Below are 26,118 nucleotides of genomic sequence, written 5' to 3'. Positions count from 1 at the left end.
ATCAGCGCAAATTTTTGCAGATGGCAGGCTTATGAACACTCCTGATATTGCACGCGTAAAACAATTTCTGCTCTCGCTACAGGACAATATTTGTCAGCAACTGGCGCTGGCCGACGGCGGCGCACAGTTTGAAGAGGACAGCTGGCAGCGTCCGGGCGGCGGCGGCGGGCGCAGCCGCGTATTGCGTAACGGCGGGCTGTTTGAACAGGCCGGCGTCAATTTTTCCCATGTGCATGGCGACGCGATGCCCGCTTCAGCCACCGCGCATCGCCCGGAACTGGCGGGACGCAGTTTTGAAGCCATGGGGGTTTCGCTGGTTATCCACCCGGAAAACCCGTATATCCCGACCAGCCATGCCAATGTGCGCTTTTTTATTGCTGAAAAGCCCGGTGCGGAGCCGGTTTGGTGGTTTGGCGGCGGCTTTGATTTAACCCCCTACTACGGCTTTGCTGAGGATGCGCAGCACTGGCATCAGACCGCGTTTAATCTCTGCCAGCCGTTTGGCGAAGCGGTATATGACCGTTATAAAAAGTGGTGTGATGACTATTTCTATATCAAACATCGTGATGAGCAGCGCGGCATCGGTGGCCTGTTCTTTGACGATCTGAATACGCCGGATTTCGATCGCTGCTTCGACTTTATGCAGGCGGTCGGCAACGGTTTCCTCGATGGCTATCTGCCGATTGTCGAGCGCCGCAAAGCGCTACCGTGGGGCGAACGCGAGCGTCAGTTCCAGCTGTATCGTCGCGGGCGTTATGTAGAATTTAATCTGGTGTGGGATCGCGGCACACTGTTTGGCCTGCAAACCGGCGGGCGCACCGAGTCCATTCTGATGTCAATGCCGCCGCTGGTTCGCTGGGAGTATGATTACCAGCCGGAAGCCGGTTCGCCGGAAGCGGCGCTGTATAGCGACTTCCTGCCGGTCAGAGACTGGCTGGCGAAATAATCCGGTTCCCTCCCCCAGCGCATGGGGGAGGAATACCGGCTACAGCGGCTGTGTCTGCGCTTCCACCACCGCCAGCGCCACCATATTGACGATTCGGCGCACCGAAGCGATTGGCGTCAGGACATGCACCGGTTTGGCAATGCCCATTAATACCGGCCCTACCGTCACCCCTTCCGAGCAGGAGACGCGCAGCAGGTTATAGCTGATTCGCGCAGCTTCCATATTTGGCATAATCAGAATATTGGCCGCGCCTTTTAACGGGCTGTCCGGCATCAGATCATGACGGATACTCTCGACCAGTGCCGCATCGCCATGCATCTCACCATCAATCTCCAGTTCCGGTGCGCGGGCATTGACCAGCGCCAGCGTGTCGCGCATTTTACGCGCCGCCGGTGCATCTGACGTGCCAAAACTGGAGTGTGACAGCAGCGCCACCTTCGGTTCGATACCGAAACGGCGCACGGTTTCTGCCGCCATAATGGTCAGTTCAGCCAGCTCCTGCGGCGTCGGGTCTTCATTAACATAGGTATCGGCGATAAAAGTATTGCCGCTTGGCAACAGCAGCGCATTCATCGCCCCGGCCATTTTCATATCCGGGCGAAAACCAAACAGTTTTTCCACAATATTATAATGTGATTTGTAATCACCAATGGTGCCGCAAATCAGCGCATCGGCCTCGCCGCGATGAACCATAATCGCGCCAATTAACGTCGGGTTACCAATCACCGCGCGCTGCGCCTCTTCTGCTGAGACACCGCGACGCTTCATCATCTGGTAGTACTCATTCCAGTAGGTTTTAAAGCGTGGATCGGATTCGTTATTTACCACTTCGAAATCTTTACCGGCTTCAATTTTCAGCCCCAGTTTTTTCAGCCGCATCTCAATCACGCTGGGACGACCAATCAGAATCGGTTTCGCCAGTCCGAGGGTTACCAGCTCCTGCGTGGCATGCAGCACCCGCGCCTCCTCTCCCTCCGCCAGCACCACGCGCTGCGGATCTTTGCGCGCCTGAGCAAAGATCGGTTTCATAAACAGGTTGGTGGTATAAACAAATTCCGCCAGTTTTTCGCGATAAGCATCAAAATTGTCGATTGGCCGGGTGGCAACGCCGGAATCCATCGCCGCTTTCGCCACTGCCGGGGCGATTTGCACGATCAGGCGCGGATCGAAGGGTTTCGGGATCAAATATTCCGGGCCGAACGACAGCTCCTGATCGCCATAAGCTGAAGCCACCACTTCACTCTGCTCTGCCAGCGCCAGCTCGGCAATCGCATGCACCGCCGCCAGTTTCATCTCTTCATTGATCGCCGTGGCTCCGACATCCAGCGCGCCGCGAAAGATAAACGGAAAGCACAGCACGTTATTGACCTGGTTGGGATAGTCCGAGCGGCCGGTGCAAATAATCGCATCCGGGCGCACTTCTTTCGCCAGGGTTGGCAAAATTTCCGGCTCCGGGTTGGCCAGCGCCAGAATCAGCGGATCCTTTGCCATCCGTTGCACCATCTCCGGCGTCATGACTTTCGGGCCGGAGCAGCCAAGGAAAATATCGGCGTCGGTGATCACTTCATCCAGCGTGCGCCTGCCGTCATCCACAACCGCATACGCCGCTTTGGTTTCGGCCATATCCGCTTCACGCCCCTGGTAAATCACCCCTTTCGAATCACACACCACGATATTGTGCTTCTGCATCCCCAGCGCCACCAGCAGGTTCATACAGGCAATCGCCGATGCGCCAGCGCCGGACACCACCAGCCGCACGTCAGAGATATTTTTCTTCACCACCCGCAGTCCGTTCAGCACCGCGGCGGTACAAATAATCGCGGTGCCGTGCTGATCGTCATGGAATACCGGAATTTTCATCCGCTCACGCAGCGCTTTTTCGATGTAGAAGCACTCCGGCGCTTTGATATCTTCGAGGTTGATGCCGCCAAAGGTCGGCTCCAGGGCGGCAATCACGTTAATCAGTTTGTCAGGATCTCGTTCATCGATCTCGATATCAAACACGTCGATACCGGCGAATTTTTTAAATAATACCCCTTTGCCTTCCATTACCGGTTTACCCGCCAGCGCGCCGATATTCCCCAGCCCCAGCACCGCCGTGCCGTTGGAAATCACCGCCACCAGATTACCGCGCGCAGTATATTTATGCGCCGCTAACGGGTCGCGGGCGATCTCCAGACAAGGTGCTGCCACGCCCGGTGAATAGGCCAGTGCCAGATCGCGCTGGGTGGCCAGCGGCTTGGTGGGGGAAACCTGAATTTTGCCAGGGGTGGGGAATTGGTGAAAATCGAGCGCACTCTGTTTCAATTGTTCGTCCATCGTCTGATTCCTTGGCTTTGGTTATGAAAGGCTGGAACCAAACAGTATAGAAGCGGCAAAAGTGGAAAAAACTTGAGCCGCTTCAAACTTTTCGGCAACCAGGCACAAAGATGGAAACTATTTCCAAAATTTCTCAAACCCGATGCCTCGCCAGTAAAAAAAATCCAGCGGAGGAACCGGCACCTTCGCTGTGCGGCCCCACGCTTTTTTATCCAGCTGCTATACTTTTTGTTCAGCTTTTTTACTGCCCGCTACGCGGTCATTGAGCGAACCCATCGCAACAATCAGAGAAAACGCATTTTCATTACCGGACGTCTGATGCAATGTTTCGCCTAAGAACACTCAGCCGTGTCGGTTAGCGCCGTTGTACCGTCTTTGTCCTGGCGCCTGTACAGGCAAAGGCAGCGACATGCCACTCCAGGTCGCCCGCTGGTTAAAGCGCACGCCCCTCTGGCAAGACAACTGCGGCGATAACTGCGCCACGGCTCTATTCGCATTATTGATTGCACATCAAGGAGCCATGAGATGAACCAGCTAGAGGCATTAAAACAGTTCACTACCGTCGTCGCTGACAGTGGTGATATTGAATCGATCCGTAATTACCATCCTGAAGATGCCACCACCAATCCTTCTCTGATCCTGAAAGCATCCGGCCTCGACGCCTATAAACACCTGATCGACGATGCCGTCAACTACGCCAAAAAACAGGGCGGCAGCAAAGAGACGCAGATTATCAACGCCAGTGACAAAGTGGCGATTAACCTTGGCCTCGAAATTCTGAAAAGCGTGCCGGGTCGCGTATCGACTGAAGTCGATGCTCGTCTCTCTTTCGATCGCGGTATGTGTGTCACCAAAGCAGAAAAACTGGTGAGAATGTATGAAGAGCACGGCATTGACCGTTCACGCATCCTGATCAAACTGGCGTCCACCTGGGAAGGTATCCGCGCGGCGGAAGAGCTGGAAAAAAATGGCATCAACTGTAACCTGACGCTGCTGTTCTCCTTCGCCCAGGCGCGTGCTTGCGCCGAAGCTGGCGTATTCCTGATCTCGCCATTTGTTGGCCGTATTTATGACTGGTACAACACGCGCAAACCACTTGACCCGTATGTGGTTGATGAAGATCCGGGTGTAAAATCAGTGCGCAGCATTTATGAGTATTACAAGCAGCATCGCTATAATACGGTGATTATGGGTGCCAGCTTCCGTAAAGTTGAGCAGATCCTTGCGCTGGCCGGTTGCGACCGCCTGACCATTTCTCCTGACCTGCTGAAAGACCTGCAGGCCAGCGATGCGCCGGTTGAGCGCAAGCTGAAGCCATCTACCGAAGCTTTCAACCAGCCAACGCCACTTTCTGAATCCGAGTTCCGCTGGGAACATAATCAGGATCCAATGGCGGTAGAAAAACTGGCGGAAGGTATTCGTCAGTTCGCGGTCGACCAGCAGAAACTGGAAGATGTGCTGGCTGCTAAGCTGTAATTCATCCGCCGTATTCAACGTGCAACCTGCACGACCGGGCGGCATCACTGCCGCCCGACAGATTTTTTGAATCAATCTAACAGGGGAGAAAATATGTCCTCACGCAAAGAGCTTGCTAACGCCATTCGCGCACTCAGTATGGATGCAGTGCAAAAAGCCAAATCGGGCCATCCAGGTGCACCGATGGGAATGGCGGATATCGCCGAAGTGCTGTGGCGCGATTTCCTCAAGCATAATCCGACGAATCCGGCCTGGGCCGATCGCGACCGCTTTATTCTGTCAAACGGACACGGCTCAATGCTGCTGTACAGCCTGCTGCATCTCACCGGCTACGATTTGCCGATTGAAGAGCTGAAAAACTTCCGTCAGCTGCACTCGAAAACCCCAGGCCACCCGGAAATTGGTTATACCCCAGGGGTGGAAACCACCACCGGCCCGCTGGGTCAGGGTCTGGCTAATGCCGTAGGCTTAGCGATTGCCGAACGTACGCTGGGTGCGCAGTTTAACCGCCCGGATCATGAGATTGTTGACCACTTCACCTATGTGTTCATGGGCGATGGCTGCCTGATGGAAGGCATTTCCCATGAAGTCTCTTCCCTCGCCGGTACGCTGGGACTGGGTAAACTGATCGGTTTCTACGACCATAACGGTATCTCCATTGATGGCGAAACGAAAGGCTGGTTTACCGATGACACCGCCAAACGCTTCGAAGCCTATAACTGGCATGTGGTGCATGAAATTGACGGCCACGATCCACAGGCGGTCGCCGACGCCATCAAAGAAGCGCAAAGCGTCACGGATAAACCTTCACTGATTATCTGCCGCACCGTTATCGGCTTTGGCTCACCGAATAAAGCGGGTAAAGAAGAAGCACACGGCTCACCGCTGGGTGATGAAGAAGTCGCACTGACGCGTAAAGCGCTGGGCTGGAATTATCCGCCGTTTGAAGTGCCAAAAGAGATCTACAGCCAGTGGGATGCCAAAACCGCGGGTCAGCAACGTGAGCAGAGCTGGAACGATAAGTTCGCCGCTTATAAAGCCGCACATCCGGAGCTGGCAAAAGAGTTCAGCCGTCGTATGGATGGCGGAATGCCGGAAAACTGGCAGGCTGAAACGCAGAAATTTATCGAGCAGTTGCAGGCGAACCCGCAGAAAATCGCCAGCCGTAAAGCTTCGCAAAACGCGCTGGAAGCGTATGGCAAACTGCTGCCTGAATTCCTTGGGGGTTCTGCCGACCTCGCACCCAGCAACCTGACGATCTGGTCCGGATCGAAATCGATCAAGGATGATCTTGCCGGTAATTATATCCACTACGGCGTGCGCGAGTTTGGTATGACGGCGATTGCTAACGGTATCGCGCATCACGGTGGCTTTGTGCCTTATACCGCTACTTTCCTGATGTTTGTCGAATATGCGCGTAATGCGGCGCGTATGGCCGCACTGATGAAAGCCCGTCAGATTATGGTGTATACCCATGATTCGATTGGCCTTGGCGAAGATGGCCCGACGCACCAGCCGGTTGAACAGCTTGCCAGCCTGCGCGTAACGCCGAATATGAGCGTCTGGCGACCGTGCGACCAGGTGGAAACTGCGGTAGCCTGGAAACATGCGGTTGAACGCCATAACGGCCCGACCGCGCTGATTCTGTCACGACAGAATCTGGCACAGCCACCGCGCAGCCAACAGCAGCTGGAAGATATCTCACGCGGTGCTTACATTCTGCAAGATGCCAACGGCACGCCGGATGTGATTCTGATCGCTACCGGTTCCGAAGTGGAAATCACTCTTGGTGCCGCCGAGAAACTGTCGGCTGGCGGCCACAAAGTGCGTGTGGTTTCGATGCCCTCAACCGATCTGTTTGATAAGCAGGATGCCGCCTACCGTGAGTCAGTACTGCCGTCTACCGTTACTGCCCGCGTGGCGGTCGAAGCGGGTATCGCCGACTACTGGTACAAATATGTGGGTCTTAACGGTGCGATCGTCGGCATGACCGGCTTTGGTGAGTCCGCCCCGGCAGAGAAACTGTTTGCCGAATTTGGCTTTACGGTGGAAAACATTGTCAGCAAAGCGGAAGCCTTGTTAAAACCGCACTGATGTTGGCTTTACTCTTAGCACATTAATTAAACAATCCGTCATGCTTCACCGGGTGGCGGATTTTTTTTGCCCCCCGCCCGCGTCCGAAAATATCCCCTGAAGCGCCTTCGCGATCGCCGTCACGGTAAAAAACTAATTACCGTGTGAAATTAATCAGAATAACTCATCTTTCACCTCTGCACGCGGAAGCCGTGACGAGATAAAACAAACCGGACAGGACGTCTGAACCATGAACGATAATCGTGCAGCCCGTCAGGGAGATGCGCTGATGCACGCCAGCGTGTTTGCCGAGATCACCAGCCGATTGGGATGGCGTGCGGGCTGAATCTTTATGCTTGTGCGCCGAATTCGCTATCGTGGAGTGATCCTCTGGGGTTAATGGCATGTAATGATAAAACTCGTGTCCGTCATTATACGGACCGGAAAGGTTCAGTTGCTATTTAAGAAAGTACACTAATCAAAGCTCAAGAGTTAGGTTAGTGATACTGGAAATGACCTGTCAGGAATCAAGCGGGTTATTGATTTTAGCCGTTGATAATATGCTGAATGAAACATACCGTCAGCAACAGGAGAAATATCCCTGTAGAATCTGTGCTCAAAGAACCAGCACCTCGACAGGGCTGCACTACAATCTTTTTCGTTGCTATAACCCGTTGTTGGAGCGGTTTACACAACATGATCCGGCTGCCAGCTAGCTCAAAAATTCACTCCGCCCGCTGGCTCACCCATAGCGTCGGCCAGTCGTCGCTGCTATGCCAGGCATCGCAGGTTGATTCTTCGGCATATTCCGCCAGCACAAAATTGCGGCCATCAAACTGCCAGCGCGAGGCGTTGCCGCAATCTCCTAATCCACGACCTTTGGCAAAGGTCAGTAGCTGACTGGTCGCCGCGTCATATTCGGCATTAATCAGTTCCATCTGTTTTTCACTGCGATTTGGCGGGGTAAAAGGCAGATTAAGTGTCAGGCCACGCGCGACATAAGGTAAGGTACGGGTCACTTCAAATGCCAGCTGAATCACGTTGTACGCTCCCATTTCACAGCTGACCAGCAGTAAAGCCTTTTTATCACTCAGCGGCGCAACACTGACTTCTCGCCGCATTGGGTCAAGCGAGCATTCATCCGTGTTAACGCGCCAGGTACCAAAATCGATTAATCCCGTGCTCTCTTCGCGCGTCAGCGGCTCTGGAGGCTGTTGCGGCGTACGCAACAATGGCGGCTGCGGTTCCGGCGGCACATCAAATGCCACGCGATCGCCGCGCCGGACCCAGGCGCTCATGCCATTTACCCTGCCCTGTATATCATCCATCAGCAGTAAGGCGGCTTTCATTCCATGCAGCGAAATCGTCGCCTGCGGGCGGAAAGTCAGCTGAATAGTGTCAGCATCCATCACCTGCGAGAGAAACTCATCAATAGAGATGGGGTGTGAGGTCGAGAGATGATGCGGCTCAACCGTCCAGTGTTTCAGATCGGGACGCAGGCGCTGCTGATCGAGCAACAGATTATCTTTCAGCGTGCCGCCGTTCAGCTCGCCGCTGTAGCGATTACCATAATCGATGCGCAATAACGGACGATCGCTGACACCCGCATGACGGGAAATGGTCATCGCCAGGCCGTTGTCGCCCGGAAGGCTTCTGGCCTGACAAAAATTAAGGTTATTACAGGTCACTTGCCAGTCGGAAAAAGTCTTTTGCAGCGGCTCTGCCCGCACGCATGCGACGAACAGAAAAGGCAATAACAGCAGCGATTTCATCCAATATGGCATTAAATAATCTGGTCCCGAATAGTTGAAGCGGTGATGATAACGCAACGGCAACCAATCAACATGCCTTAATCTGTGACCTGGCCCATAAAGCGGAGCCAGGCGGTGAAAGATCAGGCGTAACAGAGTGTGTTGCTAAGCTTTTATCATCCTGACGCAGAGTCAGTAGCTCAATCAGATTTATCGGACAAGTAATCACCAGTAACGGACGAGGCAGCGACCCGCAATAAAATCAGGCTTTCAGCCAACCGGCAATCTGCGCATGTTGCAGCAGCATAATGGTTTTTCCGTCACGGATACGGCCATCTTTCACCATTGCCAGCGCCTCAGGAAAAGGCACTTCCATCACGTCGATATCTTCATCTTCTACCCCGCCGCCGCGATTATCACGCAGCGATTCATCATACTCAGCGGCAAAGAAATGAATCAGTTCGGTAACGCCACCCGGCGACATATAGGCTTCAAAGATCTTTTCCACTTGTCCGACAGCATAACCGGTCTCTTCAATCGCCTCTTTGCGGATGCAATCTTCCGGTGAATCATCATCAAGCAGGCCTGCACAGGCTTCAATCAGCATGCCATTGTCATTGCCGTTAACGTAAGTGGCGATGCGAAACTGTCGGGTCAGCACCACGCTGTTTTTATCGCGGTTATATAACAGGATAGTGGCACCGTTGCCGCGATCGTACACCTCGCGCTTGTGGCGTAGCGTCGAGCCATCTTTGCCAACAAGGTCGTAGGTGAAATTACGCAATACGAACCAGTTTTCTGACAGGAGTTTATTTTTAATAATTTCAACTTTCGCTGACATACCGTCTCCATACCACAATAAAGGAGCCTGTTATCTTAAGATGCGTAGCGAGAGAAAACTATCTGAAAGCGAAGGATTAAGCAGATACCGGTGGGCCAGCACAGGCCAGCCCACCGCGGTGCTATTTAGTGTGGCAGTTTTTCTGCCGGGCGATCCTGTTGGTCATGCACTTCGTGATGGTCCTGCTCGCTATGCCCAAGCGTATGGACGCGTTTACGCACGCCAAACCAGCCAAGAATCAGCACCACCGCAATCACGGGAATTGAGGCGATAGTGTAAGTGCCGTTCGGATAGTCGAACGCCATCAGCACCAGCACGCTGGCAAGGAACAGCAGCGTCAGCCACGAGGTGAATGGAGCCCATGGCAGTTTAAAGCTGACATCATCGGCTTTGCCCTCTTTGATCGCCTTACGCAGCCGCATCTGGCATACCACGATAAATGCCCAGGAAGTGATAATTCCCAGCGAGGCAACGTTAAGCACAATCTCAAACACCTGTGACGGCACGTAGTAGTTCAGCACCACACCAATCACATACACGCCAATAGTGACCAGAATCCCCGCGTAGGGCACCTGCTGCTTACTCATCTTCGACATAAACTGCGGTGCGGAACCGCCCATCGACATTGAACGCAGGATACGGCCAGTGGAATAGAGACCGGAGTTGAGGCTTGAAAGCGCCGCACTCAACACCACAATATTCATGATACTGCCAATATACGGCACGCCCAGTTTACTGAAGAAGGTCACAAACGGGCTTTGGTTAGCCTGATAAGCATTCCACGGTAGCAGCAATACCAGCAGGACCACGGAGCCAACGTAAAACAGGCCAATACGCCAGATTACGCTGTTGATCGCCTTCGGCAGCATGGTTTGCGGGTCTTTACACTCCCCTGCGGCAGTCCCCACCAGCTCAATCGAAGCAAAGGCAAACACCACGCCCTGCACCAGCACTAATGCCGGTAACAGGCCATGCGGGAAGAATCCGCCATTGTCCGTGATCAGATGGAAACCGGTGGCGTTGCCGTCCAGCATCTTACCGCTGCCCAGAAACACCACGCCGACGATCAGGAAGATAGCAATCGCCAGTACCTTCACCAGCGCAAACCAGAACTCCATCTCGGCGAACCATTTCACGCCAATCATATTCATAGTTCCGACTATCGCCAGCGCGCCCAGCGCAAACACCCATTGCGGCACATCGCCAAATGCGCCCCAGTAATGCATATACAGCGCTACTGCGGTGATGTCGACGATACCGGTCATCGCCCAGTTGACGAAATACATCCAGCCCGCCACATAAGAGGCTTTTTCACCCAGGAACTCTCGAGCGTAAGAGACAAAACTACCGCTGCTGGGGCGATGAAGCACCAGTTCGCCTAATGCGCGCAGAATAAAGAAAGAGAAGATCCCGCAGACTAAATAGACCAGCGCCAGGGCCGGACCGGCAGCCTGCAGACGCCCGCCAGCACCAAGGAACAGACCGGTTCCGATGGCGCCACCGATAGCAATCATCTGAACGTGACGATTACCCATCGCTTTTTGATAGCCGGTATCGTGGGAATTCAACCAGCGTCGTTTTGCAGCGCGAAGTTCAGCTGCGTTTTTTTTCGTAGCTTTCATTACCTGTCCTATTTTCCTGTCCATTGATAGAGCGCCTGTACGCTCTACCCATCGCCGGATGGCGCAACCAAACGATTGCGCTGCGCCGTCTGAAATGGGGGTAAATCGCTATCACTCTGTTATTTATAATGTTACGAGTGAAGCTAAAATAACGGCGATGAATCCTACCCGTTCTCCGGGGGCGAAGCAAAATATCCCCCGGGTGAATTCGTTATGATTTGTAATTATGTGGAGTGACAGGCAAAAAAAACCGACCGTAAAGGTCGGTCGGTTTAGTCGATGCCCGCAGGCAAACTAAGGCTACAGGGATGGAACGGGAATTAAGGATTAGCGATAAATTTCAGCGGTACCGCTCCAAAGGCTTGAATCGCCTGGATTATCGACACCAACCACACGGTAATGAGTCGCTCCCATCTCTTCCGCTTTTTGCGAAAGCTGGCGCGTTGCGTCATCCAGTGAACCGCTGACGGCGGAAATGGAAACGCTACCCATACTCTGCAAATCTTGCGCCTGTTGACGGTCGACTTGAGTGGCTGCCATGGTAGTAAATGAGGTGGTGGCAAACAGAGCAACAGCAATAATTGCGGGTAATTTAATCTTCATCAGAAGCTCCTCGTCATTCGTTTTACGTTATTCGTAAGGCGTTGCGTTAATCACGAGATTGATTATTACCGTTACAATGAAAACCAACGTTACGGATGGGTAAAAGCATTAAAGCTTTGTGAAGGGAATAAGGAGCAATCCAGGGAAATGTCAGGATGGGTTGTTTTTTGTTCGCCGCGTAACCCGATGTGTACAACCATGTGAAAACAGAAATATTCTGCGCTGAAATCAGCGAAGCCGTCCCACTGTAATGTTTTTCCCCTGCTTTCTTCAAGCCCCCGTGGTGAGCCCCCCTCCCTTTCAGACCCGCGACAAACAATCTTGCCGGACAGAAGCAATAATAATTATCATTTACATTATTCATAGCTCTTGCTAACTAATATAGCCAATGCTATATCTGTATATAAAACCGTCTCTTGTTGCTGTATTTTGATACCTTCTGGTCTGAGGAAAGACTCTTATGAGAATTGTTTCTGCATTGAAGTTTCCTGTTTTCAACAAGCTAATGGCAAGTTGCTCGCTCAGCATGCTGATGATTTTTTCCGCTGGCAGCGCCCATGCAGCGGAAAAATTTAAGGTTGTGACAACTTTCACTATTATTCAGGATATTGCACAAAACATAGCAGGTGATGCAGCGGTGGTTGAATCCATCACCCGGCCGGGTGCTGAAATCCACGATTATCAGCCAACCCCGCGCGACGTGATGAAAGCACAGTCTGCCGACCTGATTTTATGGAACGGCCTGAATCTGGAACGCTGGTTCAGCCGCTTTTTTTCCAACCTGCATGATGTCCCCTCAGTCGTGGTGACCGACGGAATCGAGCCAATGCCGATCAGTGATGGCCCTTACGTCAATAACCCGAACCCTCATGCCTGGATGTCGCCAGCAAATGCGCTGATCTATATCGAAAATATTCGTCAGGCGCTGGTGAAATACGATCCTAAAAATGCTGAAACCTATAACCAGAATGCGAAAACCTATGCTGACAAAATCTCAGCACTGGATGCCCCGCTGCGCGCTCGCCTCGACAAGATCCCGGCCAGTCAGCGCTGGCTGGTCACCAGTGAAGGGGCATTCAGCTACCTGACGCGTGACTATCAGTTAAAAGAAGTGTGGTTGTGGCCAATTAATGCTGATGAGCAAGGCTCGCCGCAGCAGGTAAAACGGGTGATTGATACCGTGCGTCAGCATCAGATTCCGGTGGTATTCAGTGAAAGCACTATCTCCGACAAACCGGCTAAGCAGGTAAGTAAGGAGACCGGTGCACGTTATGGCGGCGTACTGTATGTCGACTCGCTGTCACAGGCTGATGGCCCGGTGCCAACTTATATTGACCTGCTGCAGGTGACGGTCAATACCATCGCGACAGGATTCGGTCAGTGACCGCGCCCGCCCACCTGTCGGTGCAGGATATCACCGTGACATGGCGTAACGGTCATACCGCGCTGGCTGATACCAGCTTTGAACTTAATGCCGGTAGTCTGTGCGCCTTGATTGGCGTCAATGGCAGCGGCAAGTCGACACTGTTCAAAAGCATTATGGGGCTGGTGAAGCCGGTGAGCGGTAAGGTGGAAATCAATCATCAGCCGGTGGGTAAAGCACTGCGCAGTAATCTGGTGGCCTATGTGCCACAGACTGAGGAAGTGGACTGGAATTTCCCGGTCCTGGTCAGCGATGTGGTAATGATGGGCCGTTACGGCAAAATGTCATTCCTGCGCATCCCTTCCGCCGAAGATAAGCGTCAGGTTGAGCAGGCGCTGGAGCGCGTCGGCATGCTGCATTTGCGCAATCGACAGATTGGTGAGCTTTCCGGCGGCCAGCGCAAACGCGTCTTTCTGGCAAGGGCGCTGGCGCAACAGGCCAGTATTCTGCTGCTCGACGAACCTTTTACCGGCGTAGATGTGCAAACAGAAAATGCCATCGTCGATATGCTTAAAGCGCTGCGTGATGAAGGGCATTTGTTGCTGGTCTCAACCCATAATCTCAGTGCCGTTCCGACCTTTTGCGATCGGGTGGTGATGATTAACCGCACGGTGATCGCCGCCGGGCCAACGGCCAGCACCTTTACCCATGACAACCTGCAGCAGACTTTTGGCGGTGTGCTGCGCTATATCAATCTGTCCGCCGCACCAGCAGATTTGCCGCGCGATGGAGGCATACCATCATGATCGACCTGTTGCTGGAGCCGTTTAACTATAACTATATGGTCAAAGCGATAGCCGTCAGTGCGCTGGTCGGTGCCAGCTGTGCCTTTTTATCCGCCTATCTGATGCTGAAAGGTTGGTCGTTAATGGGCGATGCACTGTCGCATTCGGTAGTGCCTGGCGTTGCCGCTGCCTATGCACTCGGCTTGCCGTATGCGCTGGGCGCATTTATTACTGGCATGCTGGCGGCGCTTGGCATGACGCTGGTGCGCCATCTGACGCGCTTGCGCGAAGATGCCATCATCGGCTTTGTATTTTCGACCTTTTTTGCCGCTGGCCTGTTAATCATTTCGCTCAATCCCACAGCGATCAATATCCAGTCGATTATCTACGGCAATATTCTGGGTATTGCCGACAGCGATGTAATTCAGGTGGCGTTAATCAGCGCGATATCACTATTGGTGTTGCTGATTATCTGGAAAGATCTGCTGGCGGTATTTTTCGACGAAGGCCATGCGGTCTCCGTCGGCATCTCGCCTTTAAAGCTGAAAATAATCTTTTTTACTCTACTCAGTGCCTCAACCGTGGCCGCGCTGCAAACCGTAGGAGCCATTCTGGTAATTGCGATGGTCATCACCCCCGGTGCGACCGCCTGGTTACTGACCGACCGTTTTCCGCGATTATTGCTGATCGCAGTATTACTGGGTGCCTCGACCAGCGCGACAGGTGCCTGGCTGAGTTATTTCCTGGATGGGGCCACTGGCGGCGTGATTGTCACACTGCAAACCGTCATTTTCCTGCTGGCATTCTTTTTTGCCCCGAAATACGGCATGTTTTCCCGCCGTGGTAAATCGCGAGGTGCCGCCGCATGAGCAGCTTACTGGAGCTGATTACCCAGCCGCTTAGCTTCCCGTTTATGCAGCGGGCTCTGCTGGCGGCGATGGTCAGTGGCATGGTGTGCGCCATTCTCTCCTGCTATCTGGTACTGAAAGGCTGGTCACTAATGGGTGATGCCATTTCCCATGCGGTACTGCCTGGGGTGGTACTGGCATGGGTTGCTGGCGCACCGATTGTGGTGGGCGCTTTTGCTTCCGGTCTGCTGTGTTCAGTGTTCACCGGCTACATCAAAGAGAACTGCCGCATCAAAGAAGATACGGTGATGGGGATCGTTTTTTCCGGCATGTTTGCCATCGGGCTGGTGCTGTTTGCGCGTATCGAAACCGATCAGCATCTGAGCCATATTCTGTTTGGTAACGTGCTTGGCATCAGCAACGCGGAATTGTGGCAGTGTCTGATTATCAGCCTGATTGTAACGCTGGTGATGCTGGTCAAGCGCAAAGATATGCTGTTGTATTGCTTCGATCCGGCTCAGGCACGCGTCATTGGCCTGAGGGTCAAATGGCTGCACTATGGCTTACTCTGTATGCTGGCATTGACCATTGTCGCCGCATTACAGGCCATTGGCATTGTGCTGGTGATTGCGATGCTGATTACGCCGGGCATCACCGCTTTTATGCTGTGCCGCCGTTTTAATACGATGCTGATTTGTGCGGTACTGACCTCACTGTTTTCTTCGGTGGTCGGTACCCTGGCCAGCTTCTGGCTGGATGCCGCTACCGGCCCGTGCATTGTGCTGGTACAAGCCAGTCTGTTCCTGCTGGCGTGGCTGATAACGGCGATAAAAGGGCCCAATAAAAAACCAGCCTGAACAGGTTATCAGCATTATCAGAGCGCTTTCACAGCAAAAACAGCGCTATAATATCCGCTTGTTGTTTGTGGAAACTCAGCAAGTGATGGTAAAACGTTCGGTAACTGGCAGTATTGCACGTGCGCTGGCCGGCATTGTTATGCTGTCAGTACTCTCCACCGGGCTGGCGCTTCTGACGCTTTCCGGCAGCCTGCGCGATGCTGAAGCGCTGAACGTTGCCGGTTCACTGCGGATGCAAAGCTACCGGCTGGCATGGGATGCCAGCACACAATCGGCTGAGTTTTCTGCCCACTTGCAACTTTATCAGCAATCGCTGGACGCAGCGGCACTGCGTAATCTTGAGCATTTTTATGTTCCCGCCGCACTCAATGCACGCTATCAGCAGTTACAAGCCGACTGGCCTGAACTGCGACAACATCTGAAAACTGGCGATCCGCAGCGTTATCAGCAACATGTAGCGACATATGTCGGCGAAATCGAGCACTTTGTGCTGGATTTACAGCGTTACGCTGAGCTTAAAATGCGCCTGGTGGCTATCACCAGCCTGTTAGGCTTTATTGCCATCGCTGCGCTGACTTTCCGGACTCTCCGCCTGAGTCGTCGGCAAATTGTTATCCCGCTGAATCAGATGGTCACCGCCAGCCGCTATATCGAACAGGGAACATTTAGTTACCCGCCGCTCAATACCCGGCTGCCCAATGAGCTGGGGGTGCTGGCAACGGCCTTTACCCGGATGTCAGGTGAGCTGGAAAAACATTATCAGTTGCTGGAAAAAACTGTCGATGAGAAGACCCGCAATCTGACTCAGGCAAATCATATGCTGAGCACCTTGTACGAATGCTCGCTGGCGCTGGCGGTGAATAAACTCGATCGCAGTGCGCTGCAACAGGTGCTTGAACGGGTTTATCAGCATGAAAAGTTGCGCTGCATTGAGATTGGGATAAATGACGAATGGCGCGTAATGCAAGGCTGTGCCGACAGCGATCTGCCGTGGCATCAGTTGCCGCTGCTGAAAGAAGAGAGCAGCGTCGGCGAACTGCGCTGGCAAACAGCCCATCACTTACCTTCTCCGCGCTTAATGCAAAGTGTTGCCAATATGCTGGCGCACAATGTGCAAATTTACCAGGCGCAGAAACAGTCGCAGCAACTTATGCTGATGGAAGAGCGCGCCACTATTGCGCGGGAACTGCATGACTCGCTGGCTCAGGCGCTCTCCTATTTACGTATTCAGTTGACGTTACTCAAACGCAGCGTTGATAACCAGCCGGAACGCGCGCAAAAAATCATCCAGGACTTTGATCAGGCGCTAAGCGATGCCTGGCATCAACTGCGAGAATTGCTCGCCACGTTCCGCCTGACGATTGATCAGGCCGATCTGGCGGCGGCACTGCAGGAGATGATTGATCCCTTGCGTCAGCAAAGTCAGGCGGAGATTGTGCTGAGCGGTCAGGCCGATGCCCTCGCCCTTGACGCACCGCAACAGGTCCATGTATTGCAAATTATTCGCGAAGCGCTGCTTAACGCCATTAAGCACGCGCAAGCCAGCAAGATTGATGTCCAGGTACAGTCGTTGCCGAATGGTGACAGCCATATCGCTATCGTCGATAACGGCATCGGCATTGCCAGCCTTGAAGAACCGCATGGACATTATGGCCTGACGATTATGAACGAACGGGCAGAAAGACTGGGGGGAACACTGCAAATCCAGCGTCATTTTCCCACCGGCACTCAGGTAACTTTGGTGTTTTCGCCACACCAGAAACCGCCAGCGGGCTGAAACAGAGTTACTGGCCGTTAACAGCCGATTTTATTTGCCAGATATTTTCCCATCGGGAATTTTGCACAGGGAGCCCATTTAATGGAACGCAACAACATCACCGTGATGATCGTCGATGACCATCCGCTTATGCGTCGTGGTATTCGTCAGTTACTGGAGCTGGAACCACAATTTAGCGTGGTCTCTGAAGCCAGCAATGGCAGCGAAGCTGTTGCACAAGCACGCCGTCTGGCGCCCGATTTAATCCTGCTCGATTTAAATATGAAAGGTTTGTCCGGCCTCGATACGCTGAAAGCGTTGCGCCAGGAAGCGATCGGCTCGCGTATTCTGATTCTGACGGTTTCTGATGCCCGCAATGATATTTATACGTTGGTGGATGCCGGAGCCGATGGCTATTTACTGAAAGACAGCGAGCCAGAACAGCTGCTGAAACAAATTTTGCAAGGCGCACAGGGGCAAAAGGTTTTCAGCGACGCGGTCAGTGATTATCTGTCCGGGCGTGAATTCAGCTCCAACCCTTTTGCCTCACTGACCGAGCGCGAACTGGATGTGTTGCAGGAAGTGGCGCGTGGCATGTCAAATAAAGAGGTCGCAGTGACGTTACATATCTCCGAAGAGACGGTAAAAGTGCATATCCGCAATTTGCTGCGCAAACTGAATGTCCGTTCACGCGTCGCGGCGACAGTGCTTTATCTTGAGAGCAAAAATAGCTGAATATGTTGTAGAGAAACTGTCCGTCGAGCTTTACGACGATTATTTACATTTTCTCCTTAATTTCTCCACGATTCTTCAATCCGCTACGGGTAAAGTGAATTACTGCCGGAGCGGCTTGAAACAACAGATAAATTTACCCGGCAAGTCATTTAATCCCTTCGCCAATCAGAGCATCGCTGGCGTTTTTTTCTGCTAATTTTGACGAAACGCTGCTGAGGAGCTCTGATTCGATGGCGAATTTCTTTATTGATCGCCCGATTTTTGCCTGGGTTTTGGCGATCATTATGTGTCTGACCGGCGTCTTGTCGATCATGTCACTTCCCGTTGAGCAATATCCTGATCTCGCGCCGCCTAATGTGCGTATTACCGCCAACTATCCTGGCGCTTCAGCGCAAACGCTGGAGAACACGGTCACTCAGGTTATCGAACAGAGCATGACCGGCATCGATAATCTGATGTATATGTCTTCGCAAAGCAGTAACACCGGCCAGGCGACGATTACACTGACTTTTGATGCCGGAACCAATCCGGATGAAGCACGTCAGCAGGTGCAAAACCAGCTCCAGTCCGCCTTACGTAAACTGCCGCAGGATGTTCAGCAACAAGGGGTAACGGTTAACAAAACTGGCGACACCAATATTTTGATGCTGGCTTTCGTCTCTACCGACGGCAGTATGGATAAGCAAGATATTGCGGATTATGTTGCCAGTAACATCCAGGATCCATTAAGCCGCATCAGCGGCGTCGGCCAGGTTGATGCCTACGGTTCACAATATGCTATGCGTATCTGGCTGGATCCAAACAAACTGATTAACTATTCCCTGACCACCGAGGATGTGGTTAACGCCATCAGCTCGCAGAACAGCCAGATTGCCGTCGGCCAGGTCGGTGGAACGCCATCAGTCGATAATCAGGCGCTGAATGCCACGATAAATTCTCAGTCATTACTGCAAACGCCGGAGCAGTTTAAAGCGATTACGCTGCGTACCAATCAGAATGGCTCGGTGGTGACGCTCGGCGATGTCGCCGAAGTGCAATTAGGCGCGGAAAAATATGACTATCTCAGCCGTTATAACGGCCAGGCCGCGTCCGGGCTGGGGGTTAAACTGGCTTCAGGTGCCAATGAACTGGAAACTGACAAGCTGGTCCGCGCGCGTATCGAAGAGCTTTCCCACTTTTTCCCGCACGGGCTGGAAGCCAAAGTGGCCTATGAAACCACGCCGTTCGTTACCGCCTCGATTCACGATGTGGTGAAAACCCTGTTTGAAGCGGTACTGCTGGTGTTTCTGGTGATGTATCTGTTTTTACAGAATTTCCGCGCCACGCTTATCCCGACGATTGCTGTACCGGTGGTGCTGCTGGGTACTTTCTCGGTGCTGTATATCTGCGGCTTCAGTATCAACACTCTGACCATGTTTGCCATGGTACTGGCGATAGGGTTGCTGGTCGACGATGCCATTGTTGTGGTGGAAAACGTTGAACGAATAATGAGTGAAGAAGGCCTGTCGCCGCGCGAAGCGACACGAAAATCAATGGGCCAGATGCAGAGCGCACTGGTCGGGATTGCACTGGTGCTGTCGGCTGTATTTGTGCCGATGGCATTTTTTGGCGGCACAACCGGCGCTATCTATCGCCAGTTCTCAATAACCATTGTCGCCGCAATGGTGCTGTCGGTACTGGTGGCGATGGTACTGACTCCGGCACTCTGCGCCACTATGCTCAAGCCTCTGGCTAAAGGCCATCATCATGGCCGACGGGGCTTTTTTGGCTGGTTTAACCGAAAATTCAACAGTAGCAGCGAACGTTATGAGCGCGGCGTAGCCAAAATTTTACTGAAAAGCGGCCGCTGGATGCTGCTCTATATCGCCATTATCGGCATCATGGCGTTGCTGTTTATGCGCTTGCCGGGGTCGTTTCTGCCGCTGGAGGATCGCGGCGTGTTTACCACTCAGGTTCAGCTCCCTCCAGGTTCTACCCAGCAACAAACGCTGAAAGTGGTGCAAAAGGTTGAGCACTATTATATGACTCAGGAGCAGGATAATGTTCAGTCGGTGTTCGCCACCGTTGGCTCCGGCCCCGGTGGCAACGGGCAGAACGTTGCGCGTCTGTTTGTGCGCCTGAAAGACTGGGAACAGCGCCCCGGCGCTGAGCGCACCTCTTTTGCTATTATCGAACGTGCCACCCAGGCGTTCAGCAAGATAAACGAAGCGCGCGTGATTGCCAGCAGCCCGCCAGCAATTACCGGAATGGGTAACTCTGCCGGTTTTGATATGGAACTACAGGATCACGCGGGAATGGGTCATGACAAACTGATGCAGATGCGCGATCGGCTGCTGGAAATGGCAGGTAACCATCCGGATCTGGCGCGCGTTCGCCACAACGGGTTAGATGACAGTCCGCAATTACGTATTGATATCGATCAGCGTAAAGCGCAGGCGCTGGGCGTCTCGCTTGATGATATTAACGATACACTGAAAACCGGCTGGGGCTCGACCTACGTCAACGACTTCCTCGACCGTGGTCGGGTAAAAAAAGTATATGTGCAGGCTGCCGCAAAATTCCGCATGTTGCCTGACGACATCAGCAAATGGTATGTGCGCAACAGTGCTGGCGGCATGGTGCCATTTACCGCCTTTGCCAAAACCTCGTGGGAAACAGGTTCCCCGCGGCTTGAACGCTATAATGGCTATTCTGCGCTGGAAATTGTCGGCGAGGCGGCTAGTGGTGTCAGTACCGGCACGGCAATGGATGTAATGGAAAAACTGGTCAGCCAGCTGCCACTGGGCGTGGGTTTTGAGTGGACCGGTGCCTCTTATCAGGAGCGCCTTTCCGGCTCGCAGGCTCCGGCCTTGTACGCCATCTCATTACTGGTGGTGTTCCTCTGTCTGGCAGCACTTTATGAAAGCTGGTCTATCCCGTTCTCGGTAATGTTGGTGGTGCCGCTCGGGGTATTTGGCGCGCTGGTGGCCACCTGGATGCGCGGGCTGGAAAACGATGTCTATTTTCAGGTTGGACTGCTAACGGTAATTGGTTTGTCGGCGAAGAACGCGATTCTGATCGTCGAATTTGCCAATGAAATGAATACCAGGGGGCGCGATTTAATTGAGTCAACGCTGGAGGCCTCACGTCAGCGACTGCGTCCGATTCTGATGACGTCACTGGCCTTTATCTTTGGCGTATTGCCGATGGCGATCAGTCATGGCGCAGGTTCGGGCAGCCAGCATGCGGTTGGCACCGGGGTAATGGGCGGTATGATTTCCGCCACCATTCTGGCGATCTTCTTTGTGCCGTTGTTCTTTGTGGTGGTACGGCAACGCTTTCCGCTAAAAGAGAAAGTCAGACCCTGACAGTATAAAGGCAGCCAACAATCTGGCTGCCTTTATTATATTGACTTATGGTCAGAGCATTGAGCAATGGATACTGTCGCCGCGTTTCTTAAAGAATCGCTTACTTACGTAACATTGCTTCGATAAAGTCTTTCCAGTTCCCCAGTTCCAAATCGATCATGATAGCCTCTCTTATAATTGAGGCCAGTATACGCTTATTTTTTGTTCAGGAAAATGTATTCAGAAAGATAATGATACTGTCATATCAATCAGCACAATAAATTTTACTCGTCGTAAATTTACAGTTGAATAAAGTTGCTAAATCAGTGATTAATTATGCCATCCCATTAAAAATATAAGGATGATAATAATGAGTTTTGTACTTTTAACCCAGAATGATAATCCGATGGTTAACTGGCAGGAACTGGCAGAGCTGATTGAAAAAGCCGGCCTTGGTGCTCGTGACATCACCAGCTTAAAGCGTGCTTATCAACACAGTCAGTTCAGCTGGTTTGGCTTTAATGAAGGTAAGTTGATGGCAACTGCCCATGCAATCAGTGATCTGACCTGGAGTTCTTATCTTTCTGATGTGGTTATCGATCCGGCATTCCAGGGGAAAGGCTACGGACGGCAATTGATGCAGTCGATTCTTGATACACTTTCACCGTTTGGCAAAGTTATTATTTACGCCATGCTGGATAAAACAGAATTTTATCAGCATCTTAATTTTCACCCGCTGAATACTGCTATGGTTTACGCACCGGACAACACGATTATTCGCCTGCGCGCGGGCGGCTTTATTAATTAGCATTAACATTATTTAAATGAAATATAATAAAGGGTGCCCGAAGCCCCGACACCCACAATAAACAGGCGGGGTTTTCCCCGCCTGCGGTTAGCGCTTAACTTCGTAGTTTAAGAACGCCGCATATTCATTACTGCCATGAGTAATACGCACCTCGCACAGACTGTCACGTATCAACCACAGGCTGGCCAGCATTGTCAGACAAAGCACAATCAGCCGTGGTAATAAATATTTTTTTGGCATCTTAACCTCCATTGCAAATCTGCTGTTAAGAGGCTATCCTGACATTGTGGTTGTGCAGGAGTGGCCTCAGGTTAATGAAAATTGACCTGGGGCCTTCTTCTGTCTGCTCCTGAATAATGCCTGCAGCAAACAGCCTCAGGCACCCGACAGAATGCTACCGCAAACTTTTCATCCCCGTCATTAGTGGTTTGTGGCTAAATAGCAAAAACCTGCGGCAACCCGAGTTATTTACCGCCACTCACAACCTGACGGTAAATAAATCAATAATATTTAAAAGGGTGCCCGAAGCCCCGACACCCACAATAATCAGGCGGGGTTTCCCCCGCCCGCGGTTAGCGCTTAACTTCGTAGTTTAAGAACGCCGCATATTCATTACTGCCATGAGTAATACGGACTTCGCACAGACTGCCACGTATCAACCACAGACTGGCCAGTATTGTCAGACAAAGCACAATCAGCCGTGGTAATAAATATTTTTTGGCATCTTAACCTCCATTGCAAATCTGCTGTTAAGAGGCTATCCTGACATTGTTGGTGTTCAGGAGTGGCCTCAGGTTAATGAAAATTGACCCGGGGCCTTCTTCTGTCTGCTCCTGAATAATGCCTGCAACAAACAGCTTCAGGCACCCGACAGAATGCTACCGCAAACTTTTCATCCCCGTCATTAGTGGTTTGCGGGTAAATAGCAAAAACCTGCGGCAACCCGGAATTATTAGCCGCCACAAAAAAACTGACGGTAAATAAATCAATAATAATTTAAAAGGGTGCCCGAAGCCCCGACACCCACAATAATCAGGCGGGGTTTCCCCCGCCCGCGGTTAGCGCTTAACTTCGTAGTTTAAGAACGCCGCATATTCATTACTGCCATGAGTAATACGGACTTCGCACAGACTGTCACGTATCAACCACAGGCTGGCCAGTATTGTCAGACAAAGCACAATCAGCCGTGGTAATAAATATTTTTTTGGCATCTTAACCTACATTGCAAATCTGCTGTTAAGAGGCTATCCTGACATTGTTGGATGTGCAGGAGTGGCCTCAGGTTAATGAAAATTGACCTGGGGCCTTCTTCTGTCTGCTCCTGAATAATGCCTGCAGCAAACAGCTTCAGGCACCCGACAGAATGCTACCGCAATCTATTTACTGTCGTCATTAGCCACTTCATTAATAAACAGTCAAAAATCGAGTCGCGTCGCAAATAATATTACCCTGCCTGATAACGTTATTACATGACCATTAAGCCTGAGATTGATACACTATAATTCATATTATTATCTGGAGTATTATCTACCATGGCTGATTCAAATCAGAAAAAAACCCTGAAAATGTACGGCATTAAAAATTGCGACACCATCAAGAAAGCACGCCGCTACCTGGAAAGCCATGAGGTTGACTATCAGTTTCATGACTATCGCGCCGATGGTATTGACGCTGCGCTGCTGCAACGTTTTATTGATAAGCTCGGCTATAGCGCATTGCTGAACACCCGTGGCACCACCTGGCGTAAACTACCGGAAGCGCAACGTGACAGCATTGATAACGCGGATGCCGCACGGGAATTGATGCTGGAGCAGCCCGCCATCATCAAACGCCCATTGCTCTGCAACGCCAGCGGCTCTATGCTGCTGGGTTTTAGCGAAGCAACTTATCAGCAGTTTATTCAGGAGAAGTCATAATATGTTCTGTCCGGTCATTGAGCTGACGCAGCAGCTCATTCGTCGCCCTTCCCTCAGCCCGGATGATGCCGGATGCCAGGCCATCATGATTGAGCGCCTGCAGGCGATTGGCTTCACTATCGAACCGATGAACATCGACGATACGCTGAATTTTTGGGCATGGCGCGGTCAGGGTGAAACGCTGGCGTTTGCTGGCCATACCGATGTGGTGCCAACGGGTGATGCCAGCCGCTGGATTAATCCCCCTTTCGAACCGACCATTCGCGATGGCATGCTGTTTGGTCGCGGCACTGCGGATATGAAAGGATCGCTGGCGGCCATGGTCGTGGCAGCCGAGCGCTTTGTCGCAGCATACCCCAATCATAAAGGACGACTGGCGTTTTTAATCACCTCGGATGAAGAAGCCAGCGGCACTAATGGCACCGTTAAAGTCGTTGAAAGGCTAATGGCGCGTAAAGAACGCCTCGACTACTGCCTGGTCGGCGAGCCTTCCAGCACCGAAGTAGTGGGTGACGTAGTAAAAAATGGTCGTCGCGGCTCCATTACCGCCAACCTGACGGTTCATGGCGTGCAGGGGCACGTTGCTTATCCGCATCTGGCAGATAATCCGGTGCACCGCGCGCTTCCGGCATTAAATGAGCTGGTCGCCACCGAATGGGACCAGGGCAATGAATTCTTCCCGGCGACCAGCATGCAGATTGCCAATGTGCAGGCAGGCACCGGCAGCAACAATGTCATTCCCGGCGAGCTGTTTGTGCAGTTCAACTTCCGTTTCAGTACTGAGCTGACCGATGCGCTGATTAAACAACGCGTGGAAGAGTTGCTGCAACGTCATCAGCTGCGCTATACGCTGGAGTGGAAACTCTCTGGTCAGCCGTTCCTGACCTCACGCGGTAAGCTGGTTGATGCGGTAGTGAATGCGGTTGCGCACTATAATGAAATTAAGCCGCAGTTGCTGACCACCGGCGGCACGTCTGACGGTCGCTTTATCGCTCGTATGGGCGCACAGGTTGTTGAGCTGGGTCCGGTGAATGCCACCATCCACAAAATCAACGAATGCGTGAAGGCTTCCGATCTGCAACTGCTAAGCCGCATGTATCAACGCATTATGGAACAGCTGGTCGCATAAGCGCGACGCTGGGGAGAAAGCATCATGGAATGGTTTAAAGAGTATTGGTGGATCCTGGTTATCGTATTGATGGTTGGCGTACTGATGAATGTCTACAAGGATCTGAAGCGTATCGATCATAAAAAGTTTCTCGATAACAAACCTGAACTACCACCGCATCGTGACTTTAACGATAAATGGGATGACGAAGACGACTGGCCGAAAAAGAAATAGTGATTAAGCGCCTGTTGGTCCTCTCCCTTAAGGGGAGAGGACCGTACTCAAGATTTATTGCAACAAGATAACCCGCTTACGCCAGGCCTCGGCACACGCCGGGTCAATGGTCAGCAACGCCTCGCCCGCTTCCTGACGCCAGCGCTGAATCAGCGACTTACGTCCGGGCAGAGCCAGCTTCTGGCATAACTCCGCATCAGTTAAACGCTGAGTGAGGGTGCCGCGCAACGCGGGAAGCGCCAGTGTCGACAGGCTCAGTAACCGCTCAAGTGCCGCCCCGGAGGCTTCAAACGGACGAAAGGCAAAAGCGAACCCGGCCACTTCCTGCCAGTCATCGGCGTTAAAGCTCTGCTGCGGATCGATTTCAATCGCGACAGATTGATCAATATGTTGCCGCAGCCAGTGGTAATCACGCGCCAGCCGCTTTACCGCACGCGCGGTCAGCGCAGCGCCCGCAGGGCTCAGCGGCAGTAATGCCATGGCCGCATAACAACCGCTACTGGCTTCCCGCTGGCTGCCAATACGAACCAACTGAAATCCACAGGCCTGCCAGAACTGCCAAAGCTCTGCGGTATAACCAAAGCTGACCGAGAGGAAATCCAGCCCACGGGTGTTGGCCAGACTCTGTTTGATCAACTGACGACCCAGACCCCGCCGCCTGTGCTGCGGCGCGATGGCTATCCTGCTGATACGCCGCGAGCGTAATTGTGCAGCTTCATCCAGCCCGGCATGCGCCGCCAGCGACTGAGCA

General features: G+C 52.5%; 25 protein-coding genes. 14 read left to right on the top strand and 11 right to left on the bottom strand.

Annotation, left to right across the window (positions count from 1 at the left end; translation table 11 throughout):
• The first annotated feature begins 31 nt into the window (after nt 1-31).
• Nucleotides 32-946: an oxygen-dependent coproporphyrinogen oxidase gene (hemF, locus tag NG42_RS01445; protein ID WP_052897036.1), complete on the top strand. Its 915-nt coding sequence runs from the start codon at nt 32-34 to the stop codon at nt 944-946.
• A 39-nt stretch (nt 947-985) separates the two neighbouring features.
• Here hemF and maeB read toward each other — a convergent pair whose 3' ends face one another.
• Nucleotides 986-3,265 (bottom strand): NADP-dependent oxaloacetate-decarboxylating malate dehydrogenase, encoded by a 2,280-nt coding sequence (gene maeB / locus NG42_RS01440; RefSeq protein WP_052897034.1) that lies wholly within the window; start codon nt 3,263-3,265, stop codon nt 986-988.
• Nucleotides 3,266-3,790: 525 nt separating this feature from the next.
• Between maeB and tal the strand changes: the two genes are divergently transcribed.
• Both tal and tkt read left to right on the top strand, forming a co-directional pair.
• Nucleotides 3,791-4,741 carry a transaldolase gene (gene tal / locus NG42_RS01435; protein ID WP_052897032.1) on the top strand — a complete coding sequence of 317 codons (951 nt, stop codon included), beginning with the start codon at nt 3,791-3,793 and terminating at the stop codon, nt 4,739-4,741.
• 93 nt (nt 4,742-4,834) lie between these two features.
• Nucleotides 4,835-6,835, top strand: coding sequence for a transketolase (tkt, locus tag NG42_RS01430; protein WP_052897030.1), 2,001 nt, complete (start codon nt 4,835-4,837; stop codon nt 6,833-6,835).
• A gap of 704 nt (nt 6,836-7,539) precedes the next feature.
• Here tkt and NG42_RS01425 read toward each other — a convergent pair.
• From NG42_RS01425 to NG42_RS01410, 4 genes are all read right to left on the bottom strand, one after another.
• Complete coding sequence (locus NG42_RS01425; RefSeq protein ID WP_052897028.1) at nt 7,540-8,598, bottom strand: DUF1176 domain-containing protein; 1,059 nt, start codon at nt 8,596-8,598, stop codon at nt 7,540-7,542.
• A gap of 229 nt (nt 8,599-8,827) precedes the next feature.
• Nucleotides 8,828-9,406, bottom strand: coding sequence for a GDP-mannose pyrophosphatase NudK (gene nudK / locus NG42_RS01420; protein ID WP_052897026.1), 579 nt, complete (start codon nt 9,404-9,406; stop codon nt 8,828-8,830).
• A gap of 125 nt (nt 9,407-9,531) precedes the next feature.
• The gene (ansP, locus tag NG42_RS01415) at nt 9,532-11,028 is read right to left on the bottom strand and encodes an L-asparagine permease (protein WP_052897024.1); all 1,497 of its coding nucleotides are present in this window, start codon (nt 11,026-11,028) and stop codon (nt 9,532-9,534) included.
• Between the two features lie 327 nt (nt 11,029-11,355).
• Nucleotides 11,356-11,631, bottom strand: a complete 276-nt coding sequence (locus tag NG42_RS01410; protein WP_052897022.1) for a YdgH/BhsA/McbA-like domain containing protein — start codon at nt 11,629-11,631, stop codon at nt 11,356-11,358.
• Between the two features lie 526 nt (nt 11,632-12,157).
• On the opposite strand from NG42_RS01410, the gene NG42_RS01405 reads away from it, so the two are divergent.
• The 6 genes from NG42_RS01405 (at nt 12,158) to NG42_RS01380 (ending at nt 17,975) form a co-directional block, all read left to right on the top strand.
• Complete coding sequence (locus tag NG42_RS01405; RefSeq protein ID WP_241488286.1) at nt 12,158-13,015, top strand: metal ABC transporter substrate-binding protein; 858 nt, start codon at nt 12,158-12,160, stop codon at nt 13,013-13,015.
• Nucleotides 13,012-13,800, top strand: a complete 789-nt coding sequence (locus NG42_RS01400; RefSeq protein ID WP_052897018.1) for an ATP-binding cassette domain-containing protein — start codon at nt 13,012-13,014, stop codon at nt 13,798-13,800. The genes NG42_RS01405 and NG42_RS01400 overlap by 4 nt, the downstream gene beginning before the upstream one ends.
• The gene (locus NG42_RS01395) at nt 13,797-14,648 is read left to right on the top strand and encodes a metal ABC transporter permease (protein ID WP_052897016.1); all 852 of its coding nucleotides are present in this window, start codon (nt 13,797-13,799) and stop codon (nt 14,646-14,648) included. The genes NG42_RS01400 and NG42_RS01395 overlap by 4 nt, the downstream gene beginning before the upstream one ends.
• Nucleotides 14,645-15,484: a metal ABC transporter permease gene (locus NG42_RS01390; RefSeq protein WP_052897014.1), complete on the top strand. Its 840-nt coding sequence runs from the start codon at nt 14,645-14,647 to the stop codon at nt 15,482-15,484. Before NG42_RS01395 ends, NG42_RS01390 begins: the two co-directional genes overlap by 4 nt.
• Before the next feature lie 82 nt (nt 15,485-15,566).
• Entirely contained in the window at nt 15,567-17,261 is a 1,695-nt protein-coding gene (gene narQ / locus NG42_RS01385; RefSeq protein WP_052897370.1) for a nitrate/nitrite two-component system sensor histidine kinase NarQ, read from the top strand.
• Between the two features lie 81 nt (nt 17,262-17,342).
• Nucleotides 17,343-17,975 (top strand): response regulator, encoded by a 633-nt coding sequence (locus NG42_RS01380; RefSeq protein ID WP_052897012.1) that lies wholly within the window; start codon nt 17,343-17,345, stop codon nt 17,973-17,975.
• Nucleotides 17,976-18,120: 145 nt separating this feature from the next.
• On the opposite strand, the gene NG42_RS22855 is transcribed toward NG42_RS01380, so the two are convergent.
• Complete coding sequence (locus NG42_RS22855) at nt 18,121-18,288, bottom strand: hypothetical protein (protein WP_162231007.1); 168 nt, start codon at nt 18,286-18,288, stop codon at nt 18,121-18,123.
• On the opposite strand from NG42_RS22855, the gene acrD reads away from it, so the two are divergent.
• The gene (acrD, locus tag NG42_RS01375; protein ID WP_052897010.1) at nt 18,206-21,322 is read left to right on the top strand and encodes a multidrug efflux RND transporter permease AcrD; all 3,117 of its coding nucleotides are present in this window, start codon (nt 18,206-18,208) and stop codon (nt 21,320-21,322) included. The two genes, NG42_RS22855 and acrD, sit on opposite strands and share 83 nt — an antisense overlap.
• A gap of 100 nt (nt 21,323-21,422) precedes the next feature.
• On the opposite strand, the gene ypfM is transcribed toward acrD, so the two are convergent.
• On the bottom strand, nt 21,423-21,482 hold the full coding sequence (ypfM, locus tag NG42_RS22545; RefSeq protein WP_101505280.1) for a protein YpfM: 60 nt from the start codon (nt 21,480-21,482) through the stop codon (nt 21,423-21,425).
• Between the two features lie 189 nt (nt 21,483-21,671).
• Here ypfM and NG42_RS01370 point away from each other — a divergent pair, with 189 nt between their 5' ends.
• Nucleotides 21,672-22,109, top strand: a complete 438-nt coding sequence (locus NG42_RS01370; RefSeq protein WP_052897008.1) for a GNAT family N-acetyltransferase — start codon at nt 21,672-21,674, stop codon at nt 22,107-22,109.
• Between the two features lie 87 nt (nt 22,110-22,196).
• Here the strand turns inward: NG42_RS01370 and NG42_RS01365 are convergent, their stop codons facing one another.
• The 3 genes from NG42_RS01365 to NG42_RS01360 all read right to left on the bottom strand — a co-directional run bounded on the left by NG42_RS01365 (nt 22,197) and on the right by NG42_RS01360 (nt 23,320).
• Nucleotides 22,197-22,349, bottom strand: a complete 153-nt coding sequence (locus NG42_RS01365) for a Hok/Gef family protein (RefSeq protein WP_052897368.1) — start codon at nt 22,347-22,349, stop codon at nt 22,197-22,199.
• A gap of 332 nt (nt 22,350-22,681) precedes the next feature.
• Nucleotides 22,682-22,801 carry a Hok/Gef family protein gene (locus NG42_RS21800; RefSeq protein WP_241488280.1) on the bottom strand — a complete coding sequence of 40 codons (120 nt, stop codon included), beginning with the start codon at nt 22,799-22,801 and terminating at the stop codon, nt 22,682-22,684.
• Nucleotides 22,802-23,167: 366 nt separating this feature from the next.
• Complete coding sequence (locus NG42_RS01360; protein WP_052897006.1) at nt 23,168-23,320, bottom strand: Hok/Gef family protein; 153 nt, start codon at nt 23,318-23,320, stop codon at nt 23,168-23,170.
• A 321-nt stretch (nt 23,321-23,641) separates the two neighbouring features.
• Here NG42_RS01360 and NG42_RS01355 point away from each other — a divergent pair, with 321 nt between their 5' ends.
• Genes NG42_RS01355 through NG42_RS01345 form a run of 3 tightly spaced genes read left to right on the top strand, consistent with a single transcriptional unit; the run spans nt 23,642 to nt 25,367 of the window.
• Entirely contained in the window at nt 23,642-24,025 is a 384-nt protein-coding gene (locus tag NG42_RS01355; RefSeq protein ID WP_052897004.1) for an ArsC family reductase, read from the top strand.
• A gap of 1 nt (nt 24,026) precedes the next feature.
• Complete coding sequence (gene dapE / locus NG42_RS01350) at nt 24,027-25,154, top strand: succinyl-diaminopimelate desuccinylase (protein WP_052897002.1); 1,128 nt, start codon at nt 24,027-24,029, stop codon at nt 25,152-25,154.
• Nucleotides 25,155-25,178: 24 nt separating this feature from the next.
• A complete protein-coding gene (locus NG42_RS01345) occupies nt 25,179-25,367 on the top strand; it encodes a YpfN family protein (protein ID WP_052897000.1) in 189 nt (62 codons plus the stop codon).
• Nucleotides 25,368-25,421: 54 nt separating this feature from the next.
• On the opposite strand, the gene NG42_RS23210 is transcribed toward NG42_RS01345, so the two are convergent.
• A partial coding sequence (locus NG42_RS23210) for a GNAT family N-acetyltransferase (RefSeq protein ID WP_241488279.1) occupies nt 25,422-26,118 on the bottom strand: 697 nt, incomplete at its 5' end.

It is taken from the genome of Winslowiella iniecta (assembly GCF_001267535.1).
GTDB lineage: Bacteria > Pseudomonadota > Gammaproteobacteria > Enterobacterales > Enterobacteriaceae > Erwinia > Erwinia iniecta.
The sequence above is the reverse complement of the archived record's forward strand: the minus strand, read 5'-3'. Positions and strand labels throughout refer to the sequence as shown.